20 protein-coding genes are annotated in these 26327 nt (G+C 69.7%); 16 read left to right on the forward strand and 4 right to left on the reverse strand.

The annotated features are described in order from the left end of the window. Positions 1-141 precede the first annotated feature (141 nt). The 6 genes from AC3EGR_RS08650 (at position 142) to AC3EGR_RS08675 (ending at position 7381) form a co-directional block, all read left to right on the forward strand. Positions 142-2109 carry a DNA topoisomerase IV subunit B gene (locus AC3EGR_RS08650; protein WP_488546058.1) on the forward strand — a complete coding sequence of 656 codons (1968 nt, stop codon included), beginning with the start codon at positions 142-144 and terminating at the stop codon, positions 2107-2109. A gap of 141 nt (positions 2110-2250) precedes the next feature. After that, complete coding sequence (locus AC3EGR_RS08655) at positions 2251-2802, forward strand: GNAT family N-acetyltransferase (RefSeq protein WP_488546059.1); 552 nt, start codon at positions 2251-2253, stop codon at positions 2800-2802. Continuing rightward, positions 2802-3626, forward strand: coding sequence for a lytic transglycosylase domain-containing protein (locus tag AC3EGR_RS08660; RefSeq protein WP_488546265.1), 825 nt, complete (start codon positions 2802-2804; stop codon positions 3624-3626). Before AC3EGR_RS08655 ends, AC3EGR_RS08660 begins: the two co-directional genes overlap by 1 nt. A gap of 50 nt (positions 3627-3676) precedes the next feature. Further along, positions 3677-4837 (forward strand): diguanylate cyclase domain-containing protein, encoded by a 1161-nt coding sequence (locus AC3EGR_RS08665; protein ID WP_488546060.1) that lies wholly within the window; start codon positions 3677-3679, stop codon positions 4835-4837. Positions 4838-4847: 10 nt separating this feature from the next. Next, entirely contained in the window at positions 4848-7181 is a 2334-nt protein-coding gene (gene parC / locus AC3EGR_RS08670) for a DNA topoisomerase IV subunit A (RefSeq protein WP_488546061.1), read from the forward strand. Beyond that, complete coding sequence (locus tag AC3EGR_RS08675; RefSeq protein ID WP_488546062.1) at positions 7181-7381, forward strand: hypothetical protein; 201 nt, start codon at positions 7181-7183, stop codon at positions 7379-7381. The genes parC and AC3EGR_RS08675 overlap by 1 nt, the downstream gene beginning before the upstream one ends. Before the next feature lie 39 nt (positions 7382-7420). Here the strand turns inward: AC3EGR_RS08675 and AC3EGR_RS08680 are convergent, their stop codons facing one another. The 4 genes from AC3EGR_RS08680 to AC3EGR_RS08695 form a co-directional block, all read right to left on the reverse strand. Beyond that, positions 7421-7873, reverse strand: a complete 453-nt coding sequence (locus AC3EGR_RS08680; protein ID WP_488546063.1) for a RidA family protein — start codon at positions 7871-7873, stop codon at positions 7421-7423. 64 nt (positions 7874-7937) lie between these two features. Next, positions 7938-8858, reverse strand: coding sequence for a transglutaminase family protein (locus AC3EGR_RS08685; RefSeq protein WP_488546064.1), 921 nt, complete (start codon positions 8856-8858; stop codon positions 7938-7940). A gap of 2 nt (positions 8859-8860) precedes the next feature. Next, entirely contained in the window at positions 8861-11437 is a 2577-nt protein-coding gene (locus AC3EGR_RS08690) for a circularly permuted type 2 ATP-grasp protein (RefSeq protein ID WP_488546065.1), read from the reverse strand. Between the two features lie 70 nt (positions 11438-11507). Next, complete coding sequence (locus tag AC3EGR_RS08695; protein ID WP_488546066.1) at positions 11508-14987, reverse strand: transglutaminase family protein; 3480 nt, start codon at positions 14985-14987, stop codon at positions 11508-11510. 215 nt (positions 14988-15202) lie between these two features. Here AC3EGR_RS08695 and AC3EGR_RS08700 point away from each other — a divergent pair, with 215 nt between their 5' ends. The 10 genes from AC3EGR_RS08700 to AC3EGR_RS08745 all read left to right on the forward strand — a co-directional run bounded on the left by AC3EGR_RS08700 (position 15203) and on the right by AC3EGR_RS08745 (position 26316). Next, on the forward strand, positions 15203-16825 hold the full coding sequence (locus AC3EGR_RS08700; RefSeq protein ID WP_488546067.1) for a protein kinase domain-containing protein: 1623 nt from the start codon (positions 15203-15205) through the stop codon (positions 16823-16825). A gap of 2 nt (positions 16826-16827) precedes the next feature. Then, a complete protein-coding gene (locus AC3EGR_RS08705; protein ID WP_488546068.1) occupies positions 16828-17679 on the forward strand; it encodes a serine/threonine-protein kinase in 852 nt (283 codons plus the stop codon). A 1-nt stretch (position 17680) separates the two neighbouring features. Beyond that, complete coding sequence (locus AC3EGR_RS08710) at positions 17681-18556, forward strand: response regulator (RefSeq protein ID WP_488546069.1); 876 nt, start codon at positions 17681-17683, stop codon at positions 18554-18556. Further along, positions 18553-18915: a response regulator gene (locus AC3EGR_RS08715; protein WP_488546070.1), complete on the forward strand. Its 363-nt coding sequence runs from the start codon at positions 18553-18555 to the stop codon at positions 18913-18915. Before AC3EGR_RS08710 ends, AC3EGR_RS08715 begins: the two co-directional genes overlap by 4 nt. 16 nt (positions 18916-18931) lie before the next feature. Then, positions 18932-21115, forward strand: a complete 2184-nt coding sequence (locus tag AC3EGR_RS08720; protein WP_488546071.1) for a chemotaxis protein CheA — start codon at positions 18932-18934, stop codon at positions 21113-21115. A gap of 178 nt (positions 21116-21293) precedes the next feature. Beyond that, positions 21294-21800, forward strand: coding sequence for a chemotaxis protein CheW (locus tag AC3EGR_RS08725; RefSeq protein ID WP_488546072.1), 507 nt, complete (start codon positions 21294-21296; stop codon positions 21798-21800). A gap of 19 nt (positions 21801-21819) precedes the next feature. Further along, positions 21820-23193, forward strand: coding sequence for a methyl-accepting chemotaxis protein (locus AC3EGR_RS08730; protein WP_488546073.1), 1374 nt, complete (start codon positions 21820-21822; stop codon positions 23191-23193). A 176-nt stretch (positions 23194-23369) separates the two neighbouring features. Next, positions 23370-23789 carry a hypothetical protein gene (locus AC3EGR_RS08735; protein WP_488546074.1) on the forward strand — a complete coding sequence of 140 codons (420 nt, stop codon included), beginning with the start codon at positions 23370-23372 and terminating at the stop codon, positions 23787-23789. Positions 23790-24074: 285 nt separating this feature from the next. After that, positions 24075-24542 carry a cache domain-containing protein gene (locus tag AC3EGR_RS08740; protein ID WP_488546075.1) on the forward strand — a complete coding sequence of 156 codons (468 nt, stop codon included), beginning with the start codon at positions 24075-24077 and terminating at the stop codon, positions 24540-24542. A 58-nt stretch (positions 24543-24600) separates the two neighbouring features. Further along, entirely contained in the window at positions 24601-26316 is a 1716-nt protein-coding gene (locus tag AC3EGR_RS08745) for a methyl-accepting chemotaxis protein (protein WP_488546076.1), read from the forward strand. The last annotated feature ends 11 nt before the right edge of the window (positions 26317-26327 follow it).

Below are 26327 nucleotides of genomic sequence, written 5' to 3' on the forward strand. Positions count from 1 at the left end.
AAGGCCTCACGCAGGCTTGTGCCGCGCCTGACAACCCTGTTGAAATGTTTTGCGGGGATTGATGAGAGTCGCGCATGAATGTAGGCTCCTCTGTACATGCATCCAGTGGCGCAAGACTCGCCGACTACAATCCCCACCCCTATGGCCACCAAACCCTCCGAGTACTCCGAAGGTTCGATCCGCGTGCTGAAAGGGCTGGAGCCCGTCAAGCAGCGGCCCGGCATGTACACCCGCACCGACAACCCCCTGCACGTGCTGCAGGAGGTGCTGGACAACGCCGCCGACGAGGCCCTGGCAGGCCACGGCAAGCGCATCCGCGTCATCCTGCACGGCGACGGCTCCGTGAGCGTGGAGGACGACGGCCGCGGCATCCCCTTCGGCCTGCATCCGGAGGAGAAGGCGCCCGTCATCGAGCTGGTGTTCACCCGGCTGCATGCGGGCGGCAAGTTCGACAAGGGCAAGGGCGGCGCCTACAGCTTCTCCGGCGGCCTGCACGGCGTGGGCGTGTCGGTGACCAACGCGCTGGCCAAGCGGCTGGAGGCCACCAGCTACCGTGACGGCGAGGCGGCGACCATCGTGTTCGCGGGCGGCGACGTCGAGGAAAAGCTGAAGAAGCGCAAGACCGGCCCCGACGACCGCAAGCAGGGCACCACCGTGCGTGTCTGGCCGGACGCGAAGTATTTCGACAGCACCGCGGTGCCGATGAACGAGCTGGCGCACCTGCTGCGCAGCAAGGCCGTGCTCATGCCCGGCGTCACCGTGCAGCTGGTCGACGAGAAGAAGAAGGAAACGCAGACCTGGCAGTACAAGGGCGGCCTGCGCGACTACCTGATGCAGACCCTGACCGGGGACCCGGTGATCCCCTTGTTCGAGGGTGAAGGATTTGCCGACAGCAACGAGAACTTCGCCGAAGGCGAGGGCGCGGCGTGGTGCGTGGCCTTCACCGAGGACGGCCAGCCGGTGCGCGAGAGCTACGTCAACCTGATCCCGACCACCGCCGGCGGCACCCACGACAGCGGCCTGCGCGACGGCCTGTTCAACGCGGTCAAGAGCTTCATCGAGCTGCACAACCTGCAGCCCAAGGGCGTGAAGCTGCTGCCCGAGGACGTCTTCGCCCGTGCTTCCTACGTCCTGTCGGCCAAGGTGCTGGACCCGCAATTCCAGGGGCAGATCAAGGAGCGGCTGAACTCGCGCGACGCCGTGCGCCTGGTGTCCAGCTTCGTGCGCCCCGCGCTGGAGCTGTGGCTGAACCAGCACGTCGAATACGGCAAGAAGCTCGCCGAGCTCGCGATCAAGGCGGCGCAGTCGCGCCAGAAGGCCGGCCAGAAGGTGGAAAAGCGCAAGGGCTCCGGCGTCGCCGTGCTGCCCGGCAAGCTCACCGACTGCGAGAGCAAGGACCTGGCCAACAACGAGCTGTTCCTGGTCGAAGGCGATTCGGCCGGCGGCAGCGCCAAGATGGGCCGCAACAAGGAGTCGCAGGCGATCCTGCCCTTGCGCGGCAAGGTGCTCAACACCTGGGAGGTCGAGCGCGACCGCCTGTTCGCCAACACCGAGATCCACGACATCTCGGTGGCGATCGGCGTCGATCCGCATGGCGCGAGCGACACCAGCGTGGACCTCTCGGGGCTGCGCTACGGCAAGGTCTGCATCCTCTCGGACGCCGACGTCGACGGCTCGCACATCCAGGTGCTGCTGCTGACGCTGTTCTTCCGCCACTTCCCCAAGCTGATCGAGGCGGGCAACGTCTACGTCGCGCGCCCGCCGCTGTTCCGCGTGGACGTGCCGGCGCGCGGCAAGAAGCCGGCCGGCAAGGAGTACGCGCTGGACGAGGGCGAGCTGACGCACATCCTGGACAAGCTGCGCAAGGAAGGCGTCAAGGAAGGATCCTGGGCGATCAGCCGCTTCAAGGGCCTGGGCGAGATGAGCGCGGAACAATTGTGGGAAACGACGCTCAATCCCGACACCCGGCGCCTGTTGCCGGTGCAACTGGGCAAGATGGATTTCACCGGCACCGAGTCCCTGATCACGAAGCTCATGGGCAAGGGCGAAGCCGCCGCCCGCCGCGAGCTGATGGAACTGCACGGCGACGCCGTGGAAATCGACATATGACCCACCCCCGAAGCGCCTTCGGCGCATCCCCCTCGAGGGGGCGCCCCCAGCGGCCCGGCAAAGCCGGTTCCGCGGCGGCAGTGGATCCGGCAGCGCGCTCGTACGCGCCGAGTGCCGTCATGATCGCCATGGTGCACTGAGATGAACGGTGTCGCAGCCGCCGTGACCCGCCCGCACGCGCGCGTGCGGCTGCGCCCCACCATGCAGAGCGACCTGGAGTTCGTGCTGTCGCTCGAGCGCGATCCGGAGAACCTGCCGTACATCACGCCCTGGGAGCGGATCCAGCACGAGGCGGCGATCCGCTTTCCCGACTTCCGCCACTTCATCATCGAGGCGGGCGACGGGCTGGACGCCGGCGGCTTCATGATCCTCGTGGGCTGCCGCAACCAGCACCAGTCGATCGAGCTCAAGCGCATGGTCGTGCGGGACAAGAACCAGGGCTTCGGCCGGGCGGCCCTGCGCGTGGCCAAGAAGATCGCCTTCGACGACCTCGGGGCGCATCGCTTCTGGCTGGACGTCAAGAAGCGCAACGTGCGGGCCAGGAGCCTGTACGACACCGAAGGCTTCGTCGTCGAGGGCGAGCTGCGCCAGGCCGTGAAGGTGCAGGGCGGATACGACTCGCTCGTGGTCCTGTCCATGCTGCAGGAAGAATTCGCCGGCCGCCGGCAAGGCGGCCTGGAGCTGCCCGGATGATGCGCCGCCTCGCCTGCGCCGTGCTGTTCGCCGCCGCGCTGGCAGCGGCGCCCGCGCACGCGGAGGTCTGGGGCTACGTCGACGACAAGGGCGTGGCGCACTTCGCGTCCGAGAAGGTCGACGAGCGCTACGAGCTGTTCTTCCGCGGCGGCGAGAGCTTCGACACCGCCGAGGGCGTGCAGACGCCGCGCGCGGTGGGCGTGCCCACCCGGTCGGCGAGCAAGCTGCTGGCCTACTTCGACATCTCCCCCAGCTACCGGCAGGTCAAGCACCACCTGCGCGAGGCCTCGCGCGAGCAGGGCATCGACCTCGAACTGCTGCAGGCACTGATCGCCACCGAGTCCGGCTTCGACCCCACGGCGGTGTCGCCCAAGGGGGCGGTCGGCCTGATGCAGATCATGCCGGCCACCGCCGAACGCTACGGCGTTGCGGGCGACACCAGGACACCGGTCGCGCGCAAGCTGGCCGACCCGCGCACCAACATCCGCACGGGCTCGCGTTACCTGCGCGACCTGATCCGCATGTTCCCCGGCCAGCTCGAACTCGCCCTGGCCGCCTACAACGCGGGCGAGGGCGCCGTGCAGCGCGCCGGCAACCGCGTGCCCAATTTCCGCGAGACCCAGAATTACGTGAAGACCGTCATGCAGTTGTACGGGATGCTCAAGCCGCCGGCCATGGCGGCCGCGGGAGGCGAGGCGCCGCGGCGCGTGCAGATGGAACTGCCCGGCCCGTCCGCGCGGCGCAACCTGCCGCCTGCCCCCGGCGCCGCCGCGATGCCGCCGGCCGCAGCCGGGTCGGACGCCGACACCGTGCTCGATTACTGACGCATGCAGCAGCGCCAGGACAAGGGCTGCGGCCGGGAAGCGCCGGGCCCGTGAGCGAGCACATCGATTCCGCGCAGCTGTGGCTGGGTGCCTGCGTGGGCGCCCAGGTGCTGCTGGTGTTCCTGGCCGTCATCCAGGCCAACATCTACCGCGAGCGCAGCCTGCTGCTGCATGGCGCCGCCACGCTGATGGGGGTGGTCGCGGTGCAGGCGCTGGTGGGCAACAACCCGCTGCTGCGGCCCGCCGTGCTGCTGCTGGTGCCCGCGCTCGCGGGCTTGCAGCTGATCGAGCTCATGAGCCACGCCGGCGGCATGCGCCAGGCGCGCCGCTGGCTGCTCGCCACCAGCACCGGCGTGCTGCCGGTGCTCGGGATCGTGGCGATCTACACCGACGGGGCGCTGGTGGCCGGCATCGTGCTGTGGGCGTCCGTGGTGGTGCTGATGCTGCTGCGGGCCTGGCGCCAGAGCCGGCCCTGGGTGTGGTGGTTGCCGCCCGCGTGTTGCGCGCTGGTGCTCGCCGCACTGGTGGTCGCAGCCGACGAGCCGCCGTACGACCTGGACGATGCCGTGCTGGTGGCCGGCCTGCTCACCGTGTGGGCAGCCTGCACCTACCTGGCGAGCGCGTGGCGCGGACGCATCTTCGGCGAGACCCGCGCGCGCGTGCACGCCCGCAACACCGTCGACCCGCTCACGGGGCTTGCCACGCCGCTGGTGCTGGCCGAGCGCATCCAGGCCGCGCGCCACCTGACGCGCCGCTACGGCCACCCCAGCGTGGTCATGCTGGTGCACATCGAGAACCTGCCGGCGCTGGCCGACGAATTCGGCCCGGAAGCCGCCGAGTCGGCCGTGCTGGCCGCGGCCAGCCGCGTGCGCGACTCGCTGATGCGCGACGGCGACGTGGCCGCGCGGCTGGCGCATGCGCGCATCGGCGTGCTGGCCGAAGGCGCCGCGCCGGCGGAAGCGGCGGCCACGGTGGCAACGCGTATCCTTGTGGCCGGACTGAAGGAACCCCTGGCGGCGGCGCGGGCCGAGTACCTGCGCTTTCGCATCGTGATGACGGCGGTGCCGCCCGACGAGACGCCGCCCAAGCAGTTGCTGCACAGGCTGAACCAGCGCATGGACGCGGAGCTGCGCGGCGGCTCCGAACGGCGCATCGTGACCATGTCGCAGGAAGACCTGCAGTACACGGCACCCACCCCCTTGACCCCCTAGAAGAAACACCATGGAGCAGGAACTCATCTCCTTCGCGAACGGCGACGACGGCAGCGGGCTGGACCTGGCGAGCTACGCCCAGCGCGCCTACCTGGAGTACGCCCTGAGCGTCGTGAAGGGCCGCGCCTTGCCGGACGTGGCCGACGGCCAGAAGCCGGTGCAGCGGCGCATCCTCTACTCGATGTGGCGCATGGGCCTGGGCTTCGGCGGCGGCAACGCCGGCGCCAAACCCGTGAAGTGCGCCCGCGTGGTCGGCGACGTGCTGGGCCGCTTCCATCCGCACGGCGACCAGGCTGCGTACGACGCGCTGGTGCGCATGGCGCAGGACTTCGCGCAGCGCTACCCGCTGATCGATGGGCAGGGCAACTTCGGCAGCCGCGACGGCGACGGCGCGGCGGCGATGCGCTACACCGAAGCGCGCCTGGCCAAGATCTCCAACCTGCTGCTGGAGGAGATCGACGAGGGCACGGTCGAATTCATCCTCAACTACGACGGCAGCACGCAGGAGCCGGTGGTGCTGCCCGCGCGCCTGCCCTTCGCACTGCTCAATGGCGCCAGCGGCATCGCGGTGGGCCTGGCGACCGAGATCCCTTCGCACAACCTGCGCGAGGTGGCCGAGGCCTGCGTGGCGCTGGTGAAGAACCCCAAGCTCTCCGACGAGGACCTCTTCGCGCTGCTGCCCGGGCCGGACTACCCGGGCGGCGGCCAGATCATCTCCAGCACCGCCGACATCGCCGAGGCCTACGCCTCCGGGCGCGGGTCGCTCAAGGTGCGGGCGCGCTGGAAGATCGAGGACCTGGCGCGCGGCCAGTGGCAGCTGGTCGTGACGGAACTGCCGCCGGGCGTGAGCTCGCAGAAGGTGCTCGAAGAGATCGAGGAACTGACCAACCCCAAGGTCAAGGCCGGCAAGAAGGCCCTGTCGACGGACCAGGTGCAGCTGAAGCAGACCGTGCTGTCGGTGCTGGACGCGGTGCGCGACGAATCGAGCAAGGACGCCGCCGTGCGGCTGGTGTTCGAGCCCAAGACCAGCAAGATCGACCAGCAGGAGCTGACCACCACGTTGCTGGCGCACACCTCGCTGGAGACCTCCGCGCCGATCAACCTCACCATGGTCGGCCTGGACGGCAGGCCGGTGCAGAAGTCGATGCGCCAGATGCTCACCGAGTGGATCGAGTTCCGCCAGCGCACCATCGAGCGCCGGTCGCGGCACCGGCTGGACAAGGTGCTGGACCGCATCCACATCCTCGAGGGCCGGCAGCTGGTGCTGCTGAACATCGACGAGGTGATCCGGATCATCCGCCACAGCGACGAGCCGAAGCAGGCGCTGATCGCGCGCTTCAACCTCAGCGACCGGCAGGCCGAGGACATCCTTGAAATCCGGTTGCGCCAGCTGGCACGGCTGGAGGCGATCAAGATCGAGCAGGAACTCAAGGAGCTGCGCACCGAGCAGGGCAAGCTGGAGGAGATCCTCGGCTCGCCCGCCGCGCTGCGCCGGCTGATGGTCAAGGAGATCGAGACCGACACCAAGACCTTCGGCGATGCGCGCCGCACGCTGATCCAGGCCGAGAAGAAGGCCGTGGCGGAAGTGAAGGTGGTGGACGAGCCGGTGACGGTGGTCGTGTCGGAGAAGGGCTGGGTGCGCGCGCGCCAGGGCCATGGGCACGACGCGGCCAGCTTCGCGTTCAAGGCGGGCGACGGCCTCTACGGCACCTTCGAGTGCCGCACGGTCGACACGCTGCTGGCCTTCGGCAGCAACGGGCGCGTGTACTCCGTGCCGGTGTCCATCCTGCCGGGCGCGCGCGGCGACGGCCAGCCGCTGACGACGATCATCGAGCTGGAGGCGGGCACCCAGCTCGTGCACTACTTCGCCGGCGCCGGCAATACCTGGCTGCTGCTGTCCAATTCCGGCGGCTATGGCTTCGTCGCGGCGCTGGAGAACCTGGTGTCCCGGCAAAAGGGCGGCAAGTCCTTCCTGTCGCTGGGCGCGGGCGAGACCGTCTGCCGTCCTTCCCTGATCGGCGTGCCGCAGACGCCCGGCTTCGCCACGCACGTGTGCTGCGCGTCGACCGGCAAGCGCATCCTGACCTTCGAGATCAGCGAGCTCAAGCCGATGAGCAACGGCGGCCGCGGCCTGATGCTGATGGACCTGGAGCCCAAGGAGGAACTCGCGGGCGCGGCGGCCTACACGCGCTCGGTGCGCATCACCGGCCTGGGCCGTGGCGACAAGGAGCGCGAGGAAGTGCTGGAGATCCGCTCGCTGAACAACGCCAAGGGCGCGCGCGGCCGCAAGGGCAAGCAGGCCGACCTGGGCTTCAAGCCGCTGGGCGTCACCCGGGTCGAGTGATGGAGCGCCGTTGGCTGCGCGCCGGACGGCCCATCACGCCCCAGGAGTTCGACGAACTGTCGGACGAGGAGCTGGAGCGGCTGGTGCCGAAGAAGTACCGGGAATTCTTCCCCGGCAAGGACGGCTGCGCGGACGGCTTCTTCTACCTGCACGACGGAACGGCGTACAGCTTCTACAAGGGCGGGCTGCTGGACGAATGATGCTTTTCTCCCTCCCCCTGCGGGGAGGGAGCCGCAGGGTCAGACCTCCGCGATCAGCTCGATCTCCACGCAGGCGCCCGTCGGGATCTGGGCGACGCCGAAAGCGCTGCGCGCGTGCGCGCCCTTCTCGCCGAAGACCTGGCCGAACAGCTCGCTGGCGCCATTGGTGACCAGGTGGTGCTCGGTGAAGTCGGGCGCGGAGTTCACCAGGCTCATGACCTTCACGATGCGCTTGACCTTGTTCAGGTCGCCCACGGCCGCGTGCAGTGTCCCCATCAGGTCGATGGCGATCGCGCGGGCCGCCTGCTTGCCTTCCTCGGTCTGCATGGTCTTGCCCAGCTGGCCGACCCAGGACTTGCCGTCCTTCTTGGCGACATGGCCCGAGAGGAAGACGAGGTTGCCCGTACGGACGAAAGGCACGTACGCGGCCGCCGGCGTGGCGACCGGGGGCAGGGTGATGTTCAGTTCCTTGAGCTTGTCGTAGACGTTCATGTTCTGCTCCTGATGACGAAATGACTGGCGCTGCGCGCTCGACGGCGCGCAGCGCGCATGCGGGTCATTTTGTCATCGTCGGCGCAGCAGCGGCCATGGCGTCATCGCCGGCAGGCGCGACGGTCACCCCCACCCGCAACGTGTGGTGCGCGCCGCCGTGGATCACGCCGCGCATGGGCGAGACGTCGGAATAGTCGCGGCCGAGCGCCAGCGTGACGTAGTCCTCGCCGGGGCTGCGGTCGTTGGTCGGGTCCAGGTCGACCCATTCGCCGCCCGTTCCCGCGGCCGGCAGGTACACCGACACCCAGGCGTGCGAGGCATCGCTGCCCACCAGGCGCGGCCGCCCCGGGGGCGGCTCGGTCAACAGGTAGCCACTCACGTAACGCGCGGACAGGCCCAGGCTGCGCAGGCAGCCCAGCATCACGTGCGCCAGGTCCTGGCAGACGCCCTTGCGCAGCTTCAGCGCCTCCAGCGCCGGCGTGTTCACGTCGGTCGCGGTCGTGGCGTACTCGAAGTCCTCGTGCATGCGCGCCATCAGGTCGCGCGCCGCCTCGAGCAAGGGGCGTCCCTTGGCGAAGCTGGGCTGCGCGTAGGCGACGAAGGCGTCGTCGCGCGGCACGTAGGGCGAGGCGAAGGCGAATTCCGCCGCGGGGTCGTAGCGCGCCTCGCGGTGGTAGCGCATGCGTTCGACGACCTCTTCCCAGGGCAGGCTGCTGGCGGGCGCCTCGGGCTCGGACGTCGACACCACGGTGTCGGCGACGACCCGCAGGAATTCGTGCGCGTATTCCAGGCTGAAGAAGCTGCGCGTGTTGCCGAACACGTCGACGGCCTCGCCGCGCTGCACCGGCGCCGGGGCTATCGACAGCCGGTGGCGCAGCACCTGCTGGCGCTCGTCGGCGCGCGGCTTGAGGTGCACCATGTGCTGCGCGGTGCGCACCATGGGCGCGTAGTCGTAGGCGGTCTCGTGGACGACGTGCAGCAGCATGCTCAGGCCCCCACCGAGAAGCGCGCGTCGCCGGAGTGCGCGAAGTAGCGCGCGCTCAGGTCGTCGGACAGCCGGAAGGCCGCGTCCACGCACTGCTGCAGCAGTTCGAGCAGGACGGCGTGGCGCCCGTGCGCGTCGCGTGCGCACAGCGCCTCCAGCGTCCAGCGCTGCGGGTCGGGCACCACCATCGCGATCACGGGCATCACGCCCTGCGGAGAATTCGCCATGCGCGCGAGCCGCCCGCGCAGCGTCTGCGCCACCCAGCCCAGCGAACGCGGATTGTCGCGGTCCAGCACGAGCAGGTCGACCAGCGCGGCGATGTCGTGCCGCTGCTGGTACTGGGCGTGGAAAGTGATGGTGCTGTCGAACAGCGCCACCACGGCCTCGTAGCCGGCCTCGTCGTGCACGGCGCCGGTGTGGAAGGCGCCGGCCAGCGCCTGCGCCAGGAAGCCCAGTCGCTCCAGGTGGCGGCCGGTGGACAGCAGGCGCCAGCCGTCGTCGCGGGTCATGCGGTCGGTCTGCGCCCCGGTCATCGCGGCGGTGTGGCTGGAGAGCACCTCCAGCACGCGCATCGCCTCCACGGGGGAATAGTCGCCATCGCCGGTGCAGGCCGCGCAGCCGGCGCGGAACTCCTGCTCCGCGCGCACCTTCAGGTTCCACTGTTCCACCGACAGGCGCTCGCGCACGGCGGCGGCGGCGTTGCGCAGGGCCGAGAGGTTGTAGCCCACGCTCGCCACCTTTTTGGTGTCGCCCAGGCCGGCGATCAGCGAGCGCTCGAACACGCGCCGCGCCTGCGTCGGCGCAGGCACGGCGGGCAGCACCAGTCCGCTGCTCACCGCGGCCTGGCCCAGCCAGGCGAGCAGCGGCTGCGCCGACTGGTCCTCGCCGTTGAGGCTTTCGATGGCAAGGCGGGCGAGCCGCGAGGTGTTCTCCGTGCGCTCCGTGTAGCGTCCGAGCCAGAACAGGTTCTCTGCCGCGCGGCTGGTGACGGTGCGGTTGCGGTGCGGCGTGTCCACGGACGGGTGCTCGTGGTGCAGGAGGCTGGTGCGGTCCACCTCGCCTTCGGTCAGCACCCAGGTGTCGGCGCTGCTGCCGCCGCGCTGCATGGAGGCGATGTCGAAGTCGCGCGACCCGATGCGGGTGAGGCCGCCGGGCAGCACCCGCCAGCCCTGCGCGCCGTCGGAGACGGCGAACACGCGCAGCAGCAGCGAGCGCGGTACGATGCGGTTGCCGTGCGGGCTGCTGTTCCAGGTGGGCATCTGCGACAGCGGCAGGTAGGCCTGCACGGTGTACTCGCCGGGCTCGCGCATGATGCGGCCGGCCCATTCGTCCAGCCGCGCGCGCGGCAGGGTCCGGCCCAGGACCGCGCCGGCATTGGCGCCGCCGTAGGTGGACTTGATCACGCTCTGCCCGATCTGCGGCAGCACCGAGAGCATGGAAGCCCGCTCGCCGCACCACCAGGTCGGCAGGGCGGGCAGCTTCAGCTCCTCGCCGAGCAGCCGGCGGCTCATGGCAGGCAGGAAACCGAGCAGGGCGCTGGATTCCAGGAAGCCGGAGCCGGGGCTGTTGGCCACCAGCACGTTGCCCGCACGGATCGCCTGCAGCAGGCCCGGCACGCCCAGGTGCGAGTCGGCGCGCAGCTCCAGTGGGTCCAGGAATTCGTCGTCCAGGCGCTTGAGCACGCCGTGCACCGGCTCCAGGCCCTTGAGCGTCTTGAGGAACAGGCGCTCGTGGCGCACGGTGAGGTCGCTGCCTTCCACCAGCGTCAGGCCCAGGTAGCGCGCGAGGTAGGCGTGCTCGAAGTAGGTCTCGTTGTACGGGCCGGGCGTGAGCAGCACGATGCGCGGCTCGCGCTCGCCGCCGGGGCACAGCGCCGTGAGGCTTTCCAGCAGGGCGCGGTAGGTCGCGGCAAGCCGCTGCACCTTCAGCTCGCGGAAGGCCTCCGGGAACAGGCGCGAGATGATCAGCCGGTTCTCCAGCAGGTAGCCCAGGCCCGAGGGCGCCTGCGTGCGCTGCGCCACCACCCACCAGGCGCCGTCGGTGTCGCGCGCCAGGTCGAAGGCGGCGATGTGCAGGTGACGCCCGCCGGCCGGCTTGGCGCCATGCATGGCGCGCAGGTAGCCGGGATGGCCTTGCACCAGCGCCGGCGGCAGCAGGTTGCGCGCCAGCAGTTCCTGCGGCCCGTAGATGTCCTGCAGGATGCGTTCGAGCAGGCGCGCGCGCTGCAGCACGCCGGCCTCGATGCGCTGCCAGGATTGCGGCGTGAGGATCAGCGGGAACAGGTCCAGCGACCACGGGCGCTGCGGCCCGCCGGCGTCGGCGTAGACGTTGTAGGTGATGCCGTTGTCGCGCACCTGCCGCTGCAATTCCGTGGTGCGGCGGTCCAGGTCGGCGAAGCCTTCGCGCCCGAGCTGCTCGAAGAACCGGCCCCAGGCCGGGGCCGGAGCGGCGTCGTGGCCGAGCCCGCCGCGCAACTCGTCGTAGTGGCCGGCCGCAGCCGGGGGCGCCAGGGCCGCGGCGAGCGCGGCTGGCGTCTCACCGGCCTGGGCGCCGAACAGCGAGTCGTTGAGGGAGTCCACTGCGCGGGATTGTCCCATCCGCTTCGTGCGGCGCGCCGCGGATGTTGCGGCCGCCCGACGGCCGTGGGCTCTAGCTCGACGGAGGACGGCGCAGGTCCATCGTGAACGGGAATTCGCGGCTGCCCGGCACGTTGATGGTCGCCGGCGGCACCTGCAGCCGGCCCGGCGAGTGGCCCATGCGGAAGAAGCGCGCGAGGCGGCGGCTTTCGGCTTCGTAGGCGTTCACCGGGAAGGTGACGTAGTTGCGGCCGCCCGGATGCGCGACGTGGTAGCGGCAGCCGGCGATCGAGCGGTGCATCCACGTGTCCACGATGTCGAAGGTCAGCGGCGCGTGCACGCCGATGGTGGGATGCAGCGCCGAGGGCGGCTGCCAGGCGCGATAGCGCACGCCGGCCACGAATTCGCCGGCCGTGCCCGTGGGCTGCAGCGGCAGCGCCCGGCCGTTGACGGTGATCACGTGCCGGCTCTGGTTCAGGCCGGTGACCTTGAGTTCGACGCGCTCCAGCGAGGAATCGACGTAGCGCACCGTGCCGCCGGTTGCGCCTTCCTCGCCCATCACGTGCCAGGGCTCCAGCGCGTTGCGCAGCGTCAGCTCCATGCCCAGCACGTTCAGGTCGCCCGCGACCGGGAAGCGGAACTCGAAGTGCGGCGCGAACCAGTGGGGGTCGAATTCGTAGCCGGCCTGCTTCGTCTCGGTAAGCACGTCCTGCAGGTCCATCCAGATGAAGGTGGGCAGCAGCCAGCGATCGTGCAGCTCGGTGCCCCAGCGCGTGACGGGCGCGCGATAGGGCTCGCGCCAGAAGCGGGCGACGAGCGCGCGCAGCAGCAACTGCTGCACCACGCTCATGCGCGCGTGCGGCGGCATCTCGAAGGCGCGCAGCTCCAGCAGGCCCAGGCGGCCGGTCGGCCCGTCGGGCGAGTACATCTTGTCGATGCAGAACTCGCTGCGGTGCGTGTTGCCGGTGACGTCGATCAGGATGTTGCGCAGGGTGCGGTCGACCAGCCACGGCGGCATGGCCTGGCCGTAGGCCTGCCGGTTGCGGTCGATCTCCCTGAGCGCGATCTCGAGCTCGTAGAGCTGGTCGTTGCGCGCTTCGTCCACGCGCGGCGCCTGGCTGGTGGGGCCGATGAACAGTCCGCTGAACAGGTAGCTGAGGCTGGGATGGTTGTGCCAGTACAGCAGCAGGCTGGCCAGCAGCTCCGGCCGGCGCAGGAAAGGCGAGTCCGCCGGCGTCGCGCCTCCGAGCACGAAGTGGTTGCCGCCGCCGGTGCCGGTGTGGCGGCCGTCGGTCATGAACTTCTCGGCCGAGAGGCGGCACTCGAAGGCGGCCTGGTACAGGAACTCCGTGTGGTCGACGAGCTCGTCCCAGTCGTGCGCGGGGTGGATGTTCACCTCGATGACGCCCGGGTCCGGCGTGACCTGCAGCAGCTTCAGGCGCGGATCGCGCGGCGGCGGATAGCCTTCCAGCACGACCTGCATGTGCAGTTCTTCGGCGGTTGCTTCGACGGCGGCGAGCAGCTCGAGGTAGTCCTCCAGGCGCGCCAGCGGCGGCATGAACACGTAGAGGAGGCTGCTCTTGCCGCCCGCCTCGGCTTCGGCCTTCGGTCCGTTGGCGCGCTGCGGGTCGCGCACTTCGACGCACAGGGCCGATCGCGTGATCCAGTTCGCGGACTCGTGCCGGGCCGGCGCGCGTTGCAAGTCGGCGGCCTCGCCCGGCAGGCCGCTGCCCGTGCCGGTGCCAGCCTGCTCCTGGCCAGGCGCGCCGCGCACGTCCTGGAACACGCGCGGTGCTTCCGTGCGCTGGGTCGCGCCGCCTTGCTCGTAGCGGCCGCGCAGTTCGTCGAACGCCGGCAGCGCGTCCACCGGCGCCATCGGATCGCGCTCGACCAGGAAGGGGTAGTCGGCCTTGCGCACCCAGGGCTGGGAGTCCAGCGGCAGCCGGTAGCCCATGGGCGAGTCGCCGGGGATGAGGAACAGGCGGTCGTCGCGCAGGAACCAGGGGCCCGTCTTCCAGCGCGGCCCGCCCAGCTCCGGGGCGTCCTCCCGGGCCTCCAGCGGCAGCACGTGGCCGACGGCGGAGCCCAGCTTCTGCTCGAAGACCCGGCGCAGGCGCGTGCGTTCGAGTTCGTCGTCCAGGCGCGAGTCGAAGGGGTCCACGTTGACGGGCAGCTTGCGCTCGCGCCACAGGTAGTAGAAGACATCCTCGTAGGCGGCCTGGACGTACTGGTCGCTGATGCCCAGGCGCGCGGTCAGGCTGCGGATGAAGCGCTGTGCGTCCTCGCTCGTGTAGTGCGCGGCCTGGCGCTCGTCGGCGAACAGGTCCGGGTTGCGCCAGCACGGCTGGCCGTCGGCACGCCAGCAGATCGACAGCGCCCAGCGCGGAAGCTGCTCGCCGGGATACCACTTGCCCTGGCCGAAGTGCAGGAAGCCGTCCTTGCCGTACTCGGTGCGCAGCTTGTGCACCAGGTCGGTGGCATAGGCGCGCTTGGTGGGGCCGAGCGCGTCGGTGTTCCACTCGGCCGCATCGCGGTCGCCGACGGCCACGAAGGTCGGCTCGCCGCCCATGGTCAGGCGCACGTCCCCGGCCTGCAGATCACGGTCGACCGCGTGGCCCAGGGCCACCACGTGCTGCCACTGGTCCTCGGTGTACGGCTTGGTCACCCGCGGGGATTCGTGGATGCGCGTGACCTCCATGTGGTGGCTGAACTCCACCTCGGCCTCGTCGATCAGGCCCTCGATCGGCGCGGCGCCGGAAGGCTGTGGCGTGCAGGCCAGCGGAATGTGCCCTTCGCCCGCGAGCAGGCCGGAGGTCGGATCCAGTCCGACCCAGCCGGCGCCGGGCAGGTAGACCTCGCACCAGGCGTGCAGGTCGGTGAAGTCCACCTCGGTGCCGCTCGGGCCATCGAGCGCCTTCACGTCGGACTTCAGCTGGATCAGGTAGCCGGAGACGAAGCGCGCCGCCAGCCCCAGGCGCCGCAGCAGCTGCACCAGCAGCCAGCCGGAGTCGCGGCAGGAGCCGCTCGCGAGCTGCAGCGTCTGCTCCGGCGTCTGCACGCCCGGCTCCATGCGGATCAGGTAGCGCACGTCGCGCTGCAGCTGCTGGTTCAGTGCCACCAGGAAGTCGATGGTGGTGCGCGGCGTGCGGTCGATCTTCTCCAGGTAGGCCTGCACCATGGGCGTGAGCGGCTCGCAGGCGAGGTAGGGCACGAGCTCCTCGGCGACCTGCGGCTCGTACTGGAAGGGGAACTTGTCGGCGCTGGGTTCGAGGAAGAAGTCGAAGGGGTTGTAGACCGCCATCTCGACGACCAGGTCGACCGTCACCTTGAACTCGGTCGTCTTCTCCGGGAACACCAGGCGCGCCTGGTAGTTCGCGAACGGGTCCTGCTGCCAGTTGATGAAGTGCGTGGCCGGCTCGACCCGCAGCGAGTACGAAATGATCTTGCTGCGCGAATGCGGGGCGGGGCGCAACCGCACGACCTGGGGTCCCAGGTTGACTGCCCGGTCGTATTTGTAATGCGTGACGTGGTTCAGGGCAGCGTGGATGGACATGGCCCGGGATCGTAGCAATGAGCGCGCCACCGATGGGGCAGCTTCGCGCCGCCACGGCGATCAACCGGCTGCCGGCCGCGCGCTGCCGCTCTTCCGCGCGATTTGTAACAGACTGCCCGGATGTGCAGAGGTACCGCATTGCTGCGTTGCGACCGTGTGACAAAGTAGCCCGGCCGCTTGTGACGAGATGTAGTTGAACGGTACCATGTAACGAAATGCGACAACCTCTGGAAGCCCGTTCACCCGCCGAGGCGCCCCAAGCGCCCGGGCTGGCCGACTTCGTCGGAGAGTCGCAGCTGAGTTCGGTGCTGGGCACCACGGACGCCAGCCTGGTCGAAGGGCTGACGGTCGCCACTTTCCTCTATGCCCGCCTGCACAACTTCTCGGCCGTGGCCAACGCGCTGGGCCCGGACGAAGCCGCATCCTTCGTCAACGAAGTGCGGCGCGTGCTGACCGAACCCGTGCTGAAACTCGGGGGCGAGGTGGCGCAGCGACGGCCCGATTCCATCCTCGCGGTGTTCAGCAACAAGCACGACGACCGCAAGCCGAACCACGCCCAACGCGGACTGCACGCCGCCATCCTCGCCGTGCACGAAGCCGTGCAGCTGGCGCAGCTCGCGGCGAGCAAGCCGCAGCTGGCCGGCCTGCCGGTGCTGTCGCTCGCGGCGGGCGTTCACCTCGGACAGGCCGAATTGTCGCGACGCAACAACGGCGGCAGCGTCAAAGTGCATGCCATCGGCGATGCTGTCGAGGTGGCCCGCCTGCTGGAAGTCACCGCGATGGATCTGAACTGGAGCGTAGCCACATCGGCGGGCACGCGGCTCGCCGCCGCGGGCCGGGCCGACGGCGGCCGCATCGGCTCGGTCGGACTTCCGGACCACACCTTCATCGACGTGGTCGAAGTGACCGGCCTGGTGCCGCGCAAGGGCTCGCAGACGCCGCAGCGCGTGTTCGACATGCTGCGCGAGGCGCTCGCCGCCAACAGCCAGGGACGCAAGCGCCACGGCGCCGCCCCGGCCACGGCCGCGGGGATGTCGGGCGCCCAGTTCCTGATCGAGGGCTACCGCATCCTGCGCAAGATCGGGGAGGGCGGCATGGCCTCCATCTTCCTGGCGCAGGCCGCGGAGGGCGGGCCGCCGCAGGTGCTCAAGGTGATGCAGCTCGATCGGGCGGTGGAGGCCGACGGCCTGCAGCGCTTCATCCAGGAATTCGCGCTGCTCGCACAGATCCAGCACCCGAACGTCGCGCGCATCTTCCGCCAGGACTTCTCGGTGGCGCATGCCTACATCGCGATGGAGTACTTCCCGCAGGGCGACCTGCGCGCGCGCATGAAGGCCGGTCCGCTGGACCAGGCGACGGCGCTCTCGTACATCAAGCAGACCGCCGCCGGCCTCGCGGCGATCCACGACGTCGGCATCGTGCACCGCGACCTCAAGCCGGACAACCTGATGCTGCGCAGCGACGGCAGCCTGGCCCTGGCGGACTTCGGCGTGGCCAAGCAGACGGCGATGAAGATCACCGACACGGGCGACGGCGACATCGTCGGCACGCCTTACTACCTCAGCCCCGAGCAGGCGCTCGGAAAGGGCGTCGACGCCCGCTGCGACATCTACAGCCTGGGCGTGCTCGCCTTCGAGCTGCTCACCGGGCGCAAGCCCTACCACGCCAATTCCGCCCAGGAGCTGCTGCGCATGCACGTGCACGACCCCGTCCCCATGCTGCCGCCCGAGCATGCCCACCTGCAGGCCCTCATGGAAAGCATGATGGCCAAGGACCGGGAGCAGCGCTATCCCTCGGCCCGCACGCTGCTCGACGACCTCGCGCAGATGGGACTCTGACCATGCCGAGCGCAGTCGCCCCCGACGCATCCTTGTTCTGGCGCTCGCCCCGGGCGGCCAGCGACGACGAGACCATCATCGAAGTGCCGCCGCGCATCCCGGGCTACCGCCTGCTGCGCCCGATCGGCCGGGGCCGCAACACGCGCGCCTGGCTCGCCTTCGACCTGAACAAGCGCGCCGACGTCGTGCTGAAGCTGGAAGCGGCGCCGGGCATCTCGCTGGACCGCGACTGCGCCGTGGCGGCCCGCGTGCAAGGTCCCAACCTGGTGCGCATCCACAGCCAGGGCCGCACCGCGGCCTGGGCCTACCTCGCGATGGAACATCTTCCCGGTGGCGACCTGGCCTCCCGCATGGGACGGGCGCTGCCGCGTGAACAGGCCCTGCCGATCCTGCGCCAGGCCGCCGAGGCGGTGGCCCAGTTGCACCGGCACGCCCTGGTGCACCGCGACGTGAAGCCCGGCAACTTCCTGCTGCGCGCCGACGCCAGCCTGGTGCTGGCCGACTTCGGCCTGACCGTGGCGGCCGGCAGCGTCGACGCGGAGGCTGCGTCCGGCGCCTTGTACGGCACGCCGCGCTACGTCGCGCCCGAACAATTGCAGGGCGCGCCCGCCGCGCCCGCGGCCGATGTCTACAGCCTGGGCGTGCTGCTGCACGAACTGCTGGCCGGCCGCGCCCCGTTCCCCGGCGACACCGTGGAGGAGGTGCTCGCGCAGCGCCTGCTCGCCGAACCCGCGCGCCTGCCCGCCCCGGCGGCAGACCTGCAGCCGCTGGTGGACCGCATGCTTTGCAGGCAACCGCAAGGCCGGCTCCCGGATGCGGACGCCGTACTCGGCCTCCTGGGCCAGAGGTGCTGAAGTGACCTTGAACGAACAATACCTGGTCGACGTGATCGGATTCAACCCGGTGGAGCGCTCGATGCTGGCCAGCATCTTCGCGCTGGCAGCCCGGCGCGATCCGGCCTTCGTGCAGTTCGACCCTGCCACCACCGCGAGCGGCTCGGCCGACATCTACCTCGTGGATGCCGACAACCCCGAATCGCTCAACGAGTTCAAGACGCTGTCCAAGCGCACGAACCTGCCGGCCGTGATGGTCGGCGCGGGCGACAGCGCCGGCTACCCGCTGCTGCCGCGCCCGCTGCAGTGGGCCCGCCTGCTGCAGGCGCTGGAGCAGACGGTCAGCACCTCCGGCGGCAGCAAGCCCGACGAGGACGGCACGCTGCCCCTGGGCAACAAGGCCCTGACCGCGACCAGCGCCGGCCGCTCCCACCCGGGCGGCGCCAACACGCAGCCGCTGGACGCGGCGTCGGCGCAGAAGCGCGCGCTCGGCGACACCGTGCTGGTCGTGGACGACAACGCTTCGGTGCGCATGTTCATGAAGGCCAAGCTCGCGCCGTTCAACTTCGAGGTCGACTTCGCCGAGACGGGCGAGGAGGCCGTGGGCCTGACCGGCAGCCGCGAGTACACCTGCGTGTTCCTGGACGTGGTGCTGCCCGGCATCGACGGCTACCAGGTCTGCAAGATGATCAAGGCCAACAAGCAGGCCATGAAGAAGACGGCGGTGGTCATGCTCACCAGCCGCAGTTCGCCCTTCGACAAGCTGCGCGGTTCGCTGGCCGGTTGCGACGAGTACCTGACCAAGCCCCTCGACGAGGACCGCCTCCTCGAGGTGATCGCCCAGTTCCTTCCTTCCAGCCGCAAGAAGCGCGACAAGTCCGGGAGCAAGCAACAATGAACAAATCCATTCTGGTGGTAGACGACACCCGCTCCATGCGCGCCATGGTCGCCTCCGTGCTGCAGGGCGCGGGCTACGAGGTGTCGGAGGCCGGCGACGGCGTCGAGGCGCTGGAGCTCGCGCGCAAGCGCGTCTTCGACCTGGTCGTGACCGACCACAACATGCCGCGCATGGATGGCGTCACGCTGGTGCGCGAGCTGCGCGCCCTGCCCAATTACGACCCGGTGGCGCTGATCGTGCTGTCGACCGAAGCCAGCCCGGAGCTCAAGCAGAAAGGGCGAGAGGCCGGCGCGACCGGCTGGATGGCCAAGCCCTTCGATCCGCAGCGCATGCTCGACATCGTGGGCCAGTTCATCTGAGGCCCGGGAGCCCGCCATGTTCCAGCCTTCCAATTCGTTCGGCGACCCGGTTGCCTTCCGCACGATCTTCTTCGAGGAAGCGCAGGAGCACCTGGCCAACGTCGAAGCGATCCTGCTGCGCATGGACACCGACGCGCCGCTTCCCGACGACCTGAACGCGATCTTCCGCGCGGTGCACTCGATCAAGGGCAGCGCCGCGATGCTGGGCTGCACCGAGATCGCTGCCCTCACGCACCTGCAGGAGAACCTGCTGGACCTGCTGCGCAAGGACGAGCGCCCCATCACCGCGGAAGACGTCGATGCCATGCTCAAGGCCGGCGACGTGCTGCGCCTGCAGGTGCTGCACCGCCGCGGCAGCCTGGCGCAGGCGCCGGACCCGTCCGCCGTGGAGGCGCAACTGCGCGAGCGCGTGGCGCAGCCCGCCGCCGATGCGGGCGCCGGCCAATCGGGTCCGGTGACGCGCAGCTTCCGCGTCAGGCTCGGTCCGCTGGAGCAGCCGATCGACGAGCTGGAACTGGACATGATGCTCACCGGCCTGTCCGACATGGGCACGGTCAAGGACACGGTGGTGGACAACACCGCCGGCGGCGGCGTGAGCTTCGACGTGCTGCTGCAGGGCGCCGCAGCGGACCTGCAAAGCGTGCTCGCGCTGGTGGTCGCCCCCGAGCAGATCGCGATCGACACGCTGGGCGTCGTGGCGGTGCAGGACGACGAGCGCTTGCAGACCACCTTGCCCGGTGCGCCCAGGCTGGAAGCGGTGCCTTCGCCGGCGCCCGCGTCCGCCCCGGCACCGGAGCCGCTCGACGAGTTCTTCGTGGACCCGGCCGAATTCCGCAAGAACCGCGCGAAGGCCGCCGACCCGAAGCCGGCGGAGTTCGCGGCCGCCGAGCACGCCATCGAGAACGTGGACCTGTTCGTGTCGCCCGAGCAGTTCAGGAAGTCGCGCACGGCCAAGGCCGCCGCCGCGCCGGCTGCCGCGCCCGACGTGCTGCACGACCTGCTGCCCACCGCGCACGAAACCACCTTCATCCGCGTGTCCACCGAGAAGATCGACCTGCTGGTGAACCTGGTGGGCGAGCTGGTGATCACCGAAGCCATGCTGGCGCGCACCGGTGCGCTCGCGGAAGGGGCCAACGAAGGCCGCTACGGCGCCGGCACCGGGCTGGCGGACCTGTCGCGCCACACGCGCAATCTGCAGGAGGCGGTGCTCGCGATCCGCATGCTGCCGATCTCCAACGTGTTCCAGCGCTTCCCGCGCGTGGTGCATGAACTGGCGGCGCGGCTGGGCAAGAAGGTGGAGCTGAAGATGGTGGGCGAGACCACCGAGCTGGACCGCGGCCTGATCGAGAAGATCTCCGATCCGCTCACGCACCTGGTGCGCAACGCGATCGACCATGGCCTGGAGCCGCCGGAGGCGCGCATCGCGGCCGGCAAGCCCGCGGCGGGCACGGTCACGCTCAAGGCCAGCCAGCGTGGCGGCAACATCATCATCGAGGTGAGCGACGACGGCCGGGGCCTGGACCGCGAGCGCATCCTCGCGGGCGCCAGGCGCCGCGGCATCCCGATCTCGCCCGACGCGCCCGACAGCGAGGTCTGGCAGCTGGTGTTCGAGGCCGGCTTCTCCACGGCGGAAAAGGTGACCGACATCTCCGGCCGCGGTGTGGGCATGGACGTCGTCAAGCGCAACATCCACGCGCTGAGCGGCACCGTCGACCTGTCCTCGGTGCCGGGGCAGGGCACGCGCGTGACGGTCAGCGTGCCGCTCACGCTCGCGATCATGGAAGCGATGACCATCGCGATCGGCGGCGAGACCTACGTGCTGCCGCTGGCGAGCGTGGTGGAGTCTCTGTCCGTCGCCAGCGACGAACTGCACACGCTGCCGGGGCACGGCGACGCGCTGCGCGTGCGTGACGAGTATCTGCCCGTGCTGCACCTGGCCAAGCTGTTCCCGCCGCAAAAGGCGCGGGAGCAGGCCGCGGCGATCGCCGTGATCGTGGAGGCGGACGGCGCCAAGGCCGCCTTGCTGGTGGACGAACTCGTCGGCCAGCAGCAGGTGGTGGTCAAGAGCCTGGAGACCAACTTCCGCAAGGTGCCGGGCCTCTCCGGCGCCACGGTGATGGGCGACGGATCGGTGGCCCTCATCCTGGACGTGGCGCACCTCGCGCGCCTGTCCGGCCGCGAAGGGGCGATGCTGCTGTGAGCGTCCTGGCTGCGACTGCGGCCACGCGCCGCATCCGTCCCCCCGCGCAGACGCTTCGGGTTTTTTGCGTGAAAGCCGCAAAAGTGGACGCGCCTTTCGTTGTAACAAGACATTGCGGTTGCCAGCGCCCAGGGTGCATGGCATCCTGAACTCATCCGCGGAACGAGGAGAAAAGTACATGCAGCAGCAGGCCACGAACACAGGTTCGCGCCGCGACAACGCCGTGCAGGACGCCAGCGAATTCCTGACTTTCCGCCTGGGGGCGGAGAGCTACGGCATCGAGATCCTCAAGGTCCAGGAGATCCGCGGCTTCGAGGCGCCCACGGCGATCGCCAACGCGCCGGCCTTCATCAAGGGCGTCATCAACCTGCGCGGCGTGATCGTCCCCATCCTGGACCTGCGGATCAAGTTCCGCCTGAGCGAATCGAAGTACGACGAGTTCACCGTCGTCATCATCCTGAACGTGGCCGGCCGCGTCGTCGGCGTGGTGGTCGATTCGGTCTCCGACGTGCTGACGCTCGCCGACGAGGCGATCCGCCCGACCCCGGAGTTCGCCTCCGCGACCTTCGACACCAAGTACATCACCGGCCTGGGCACCGTCGACGAGCAGATGATCATCCTGCTGGACATCGAGAAGCTCATGACCGGTGCGGACATGGCGCTCGTCGACGGCGCGGTGCACTGACAGCGCTGCGCCGCACGCCATGGCGACCCAGCCCCGAGGCAGCGCGCACACGGCCGGCACGGAACTGGATCGGGCTGCGCTCGGTTTCTTTCGCCGCTCCACGATCCGCGTCCGGCTGACGATCGCCTTTCTCTCCATCGCCCTGGTCATGGTGCTGCTGGGCGCCGTCGGCGCCTGGCAGTTGCAGCAGCTTGCGGACGTCGCGGCGAAGCAGCCGTCGGCGGAGGCCCTCGCCGCGGCCACGCGGTCCGGGCAGGCCGTGGTGCTGGGACTGGCCGGCAGCGTGTTCGTCCTGTGCTTCGTCCTTTGCTATCCGCTGGTGGTGGCGATCGTGAAGCCGATCCGCGTGGCCGCGCGCATCGCCACCAAGGTGGCCGCCGGCGACCTCACCGTGCGCGTGCGCACAGGCGGGACCGACGAGGCTGCGCAGTTGATGCACGCGTTGGCGGACATGACCGGGAACCTGCGCAGCATCCTGGGCCAGGTGGTGGAGGGCGCGCACACGGTCGCGGAAACTTCGGCGCGCATCGTCCAGGGCAACGTGGAGCTGTCGCAGCGCACCGAGGAACAGGCGACGACGCTGGAAGAGAGCGCGAGCTCGATGGGGCAGATCACGGGCACCGTGGCGCAGAACGCCGACCACGCCCGGCAGGCCAGCCAGCTCGCGCTGGAAGCATCGGCGGTTGCGCGCCGCGGCGGCGAGGCCGTGGACCAGGTCGTGCACACGATGGACGAGATCTCGGACGCGTCCCGCAGAATCTCCGACATCATCGGCGTGATCGACGGCATCGCCTTCCAGACCAACATCCTGGCGCTCAACGCCGCGGTCGAGGCCGCGCGTGCGGGCGAGCAGGGCCGCGGCTTCGCGGTGGTGGCCGCCGAAGTGCGCAGCCTGGCACAGCGCAGTGCCGCCGCGGCGCGCGAGATCAAGGGGCTGATCGGTGCGTCCGCGGACAAGGTCAGAGCCGGCGCCGCGCTGGTGGACACCGCCGGCCACACCATGGTCGAAGTCGTGTTGTCGGTGGAGAAGGTCAGTGCCCTGATCGCCGAGATCGCGCAGGCGAGCCAGGAGCAGAGCGCGGGCATCGGCCAGGTGAACACCGCGATCTCGCAGATGGACCGCGTCGTCGAGCGCAACGCTGCGCTGGTCGAGGAAGCGACGCAGGCGACCGGGGCGATGAACGCACAGGCCGCCGCGTTGCTGGCGATGGCGCGGCGCTTCCGGCTGGAGGAAGGCGCAAGCGAAGCGGCGCACCGGGGCGCTGCCGGGACGGCTTCGGCGCCCCTGGCCGCGGTGGCACCTATCCGTTACCAGCCGGCGGCGATTCCGCGGCGGGCTGACGCAACGCCGCGTGCCAAGCCTGCTGACGGCAGCGACTGGACCGCTTTCTAGCTTTCGCACTTCCTTGATCCGGATGGCGGCCCGCGCCAAGCCGCTTGCGTCCGGGCGCTGTGCACGTTCTTTCTTTCATAGCGATGGACGGCCGGTCCACCGGCGCGAACGGTGTTGCCCCGGCGTCGATCCCTCTTCGATACTTCTTGCAACAAGTGTCACAAAGGAAAGACGTCATGGGATTCCTTCGCCGCCACGCCGCCGCCGTCCTGGCCACCGCGCTGCTCGCCTGCAGCCTGCCGACGCTCGCCGCCAACCCCGTCGAACGCGAGTACGAGAGCGCCGTGCGCTCTTTCCGCGCCGGCCGTCTTTCCGAAGCCTTCGGCCAGTTCATGGACCTGGCCAACCGCGGCGACGTCGACTCCGCGCGCGTCGCCTTGTTCATGCACTCCTACGGTCCTGTCCTGTACGGCAAGGACTGGGACGCGGGTCCGCAGAACGTCGCCTACTGGAACACGCTGGTGCGCAACAGCGGCACCTCGGCGCGGGCCATGCCGGATTTCCCGCCGACCGTGCTCGTCCCCGCCAAGGCCAAGGCGCGCCCGGCGCCCGTGCGGGTGCGCCCCGCCGCGATCGCCAACGTCGCGAAGAACTGAGCCCGTGCGCGCTGTTGAAGTCACGCCACAGTCGCTGCCGCGCGCGCCCGTTGCGGCGACGACCAGCGGCCGTGTGCAGGCGACAAGCAGCGCGCATGCAACAAATCGCCGCAGCCGCAATGACGTTACATGCGTTAACGATTGCTACAGGATGGCGGCGGTGGCATCCTCATCAGCAGAGTCGCCGCGAGCAGTTCCGCACGGGACCGCCCGCATTTCAGCCCGCCGTCCGGGCAGGGAGCCGGCCCGGATCTCCGGCATGTCGTGAGCCAAAAGGAAGTCGAGATGAACAAGAACGTGATCCTGGCCGCCGCCCTCGGCGTGGCCTTTGCCGCCAGCGCGATCGCCGCCGAACAGCGCGTGACCCCCAAGGAAGCCGAAGCCATGGTGAAGAAGGGCGTCGCCTACATCAAGGCCAGCCCGCGTGACAAGGCCATGGCCGACATCACGGACCCGAAGGGCTCCTTCGTGGACCGTGAGCTGTACCTGACCGTCTACCAGATGGACGGCACCGCCCTGGCGCACGGCGCCAACGCCAAGTTCGTCGGCAAGAACATGATCGAGCTGCGCGACGGCAACGGCAAGGAGCACATCCGCGAGCGCATGGAACTGGCGAAGACCAAGGCTTCGTTCTGGCAGGACTTCACGTTCATCAACCCGGTGAACAAGAAGATGGAACCCAAGCAGATGTACTGCGAGCGCACCGACGACAAGCTGATCGTCTGCGGCGGCATCTACAAGCCGGGCGTCTGATCGCCACCGGGGCGGCGCCTGCCGCCCCTTTTCGTTTTTCCAAGAACAGGTCGTCCCCATGAGAATCTGGCACAAGATCCTGATCGCCCCCATCCTCGCCATCGCCTTCCTGCTGGGCTTCGGTGCGATCTCCTACGGCGTGGTGAGTCAGCAGAACCGCGCGCTGGACGACCTGGCCAAGAAGCGGCTCGAAGGCGTGTCCCTCGCGATGGACGCGCAGAACGACCTGGCCGAAGTCCATTCCGGCGTCTACCGCCTGTTCACCTGGATCGCCAACCTGAGCGAGGACAAGGTGAAGAAGGCGGTCGGCGAGCAGCGCGCGAAGATCGACGGCCTGGCCGCGAACCTGACCCGCATGCGGGGGCTGCCGCACGTGAGCGACGGCGAGCGCGCGGTGATCGACGCGGCCTTGCCCGCGATCGCCAAGTACCGCAAGCTCGCCGACGATGCGATCGACATCAGCTCCATCGACGTGAGCACCGGCGCCATGCTGATGCAGTCGGCCGACCAGCAGTACCAGTTGGCGGTGAAGAACCTGGAGGAACTGGTCGCCTTGCAGAAGAAGCTGGCGCAGGAGGACTACGAAAGCGCCTCCGCTGCCTCGCGGGCGGCCGTGATGCTGCTGGTGACCATCCTGGTGATCGCGGTGGCTGCTGCGCTCGCTGCCGCACTGCTCATGAGCCGCGCCATCGTCCGTCCCATGCACGTGGCCATCCGCGCCGCGCAGCGCATCGCCAAGGGCGACCTGACCGCGGAGGTGAAGGTCCGCGGCGGTGACGAGACCGGCGACCTGCTGCGGGCCCTGGCGGAGATGACGCAGAACCTGCGCCAGCTGGTCGGCGAGGTGGCCGGCGGCTCCCACATGGTCGCCGACACCAGCGCGCAGATCGCGCAGGGCAACCAGGACCTGTCGCAGCGCACCGAGGAACAGGCCAGCACGCTGGAGGAAACGGCCAGCTCCATGGAGGAACTGACCTCCACCGTGTCGCTCAACGCACAGAATGCGCGCCAGGCCAGCCAGCTCGCCCTGAGCGCCTCGGATGTCGCGCGCAAGGGCGGCTCGGTGGTGGGCCAGGTGGTCACCACCATGAACGGCATCTCCGAGTCCTCGCGCAAGATCTCCGACATCATCGGCGTGATCGACGGCATCGCCTTCCAGACCAACATCCTGGCGCTGAACGCCGCGGTGGAAGCCGCACGCGCCGGTGAACAGGGCCGGGGCTTCGCCGTGGTGGCCGCCGAAGTGCGCAACCTGGCCCAGCGCAGTGCCGCCGCCGCCAAGGAGATCAAGGCGCTGATCAACGAGTCCGTGGACAAGGTCGACACGGGCGCCAAGCTGGTGGACGCCGCCGGCAACACCATGCAGGAGATCGTCTCCTCGGTGAAGAAGGTCAGCGACCTGATCGCCGAGATCGCCGCGGCGAGCGAGGAGCAGGACGCCGGCATCCAGCAGGTCAATACCGCCGTCACGCAGATGGACCAGGTCGTGCAGCAGAACGCCTCGCTGGTGGAGGAGGCCGCCGCCGCGACGGAGTCCATGAAGTCGCAGGCCGCATCGCTGCTGCAGATGGTGTCGCGCTTCCACCTGGGCGACACCCAGTCCGTGAGCATGGCGGCGCAGCCGCAAGCGCAACCCTATGGCCAGCCGGCGCCGCAGGCGCTCGCGCCCCAGCCCATTCCGGTCAAGCGCGCGCCTGCCAGGCTGCCGCCCACCCTGCAGGATGCGGTTCCCCCGCCGAAGGCGGCGGTGAACGGGGAGTGGAAAGAGTTCTGAGCGCACGCGTC

Source organism: Ramlibacter sp. G4-7 (assembly GCF_057784995.1).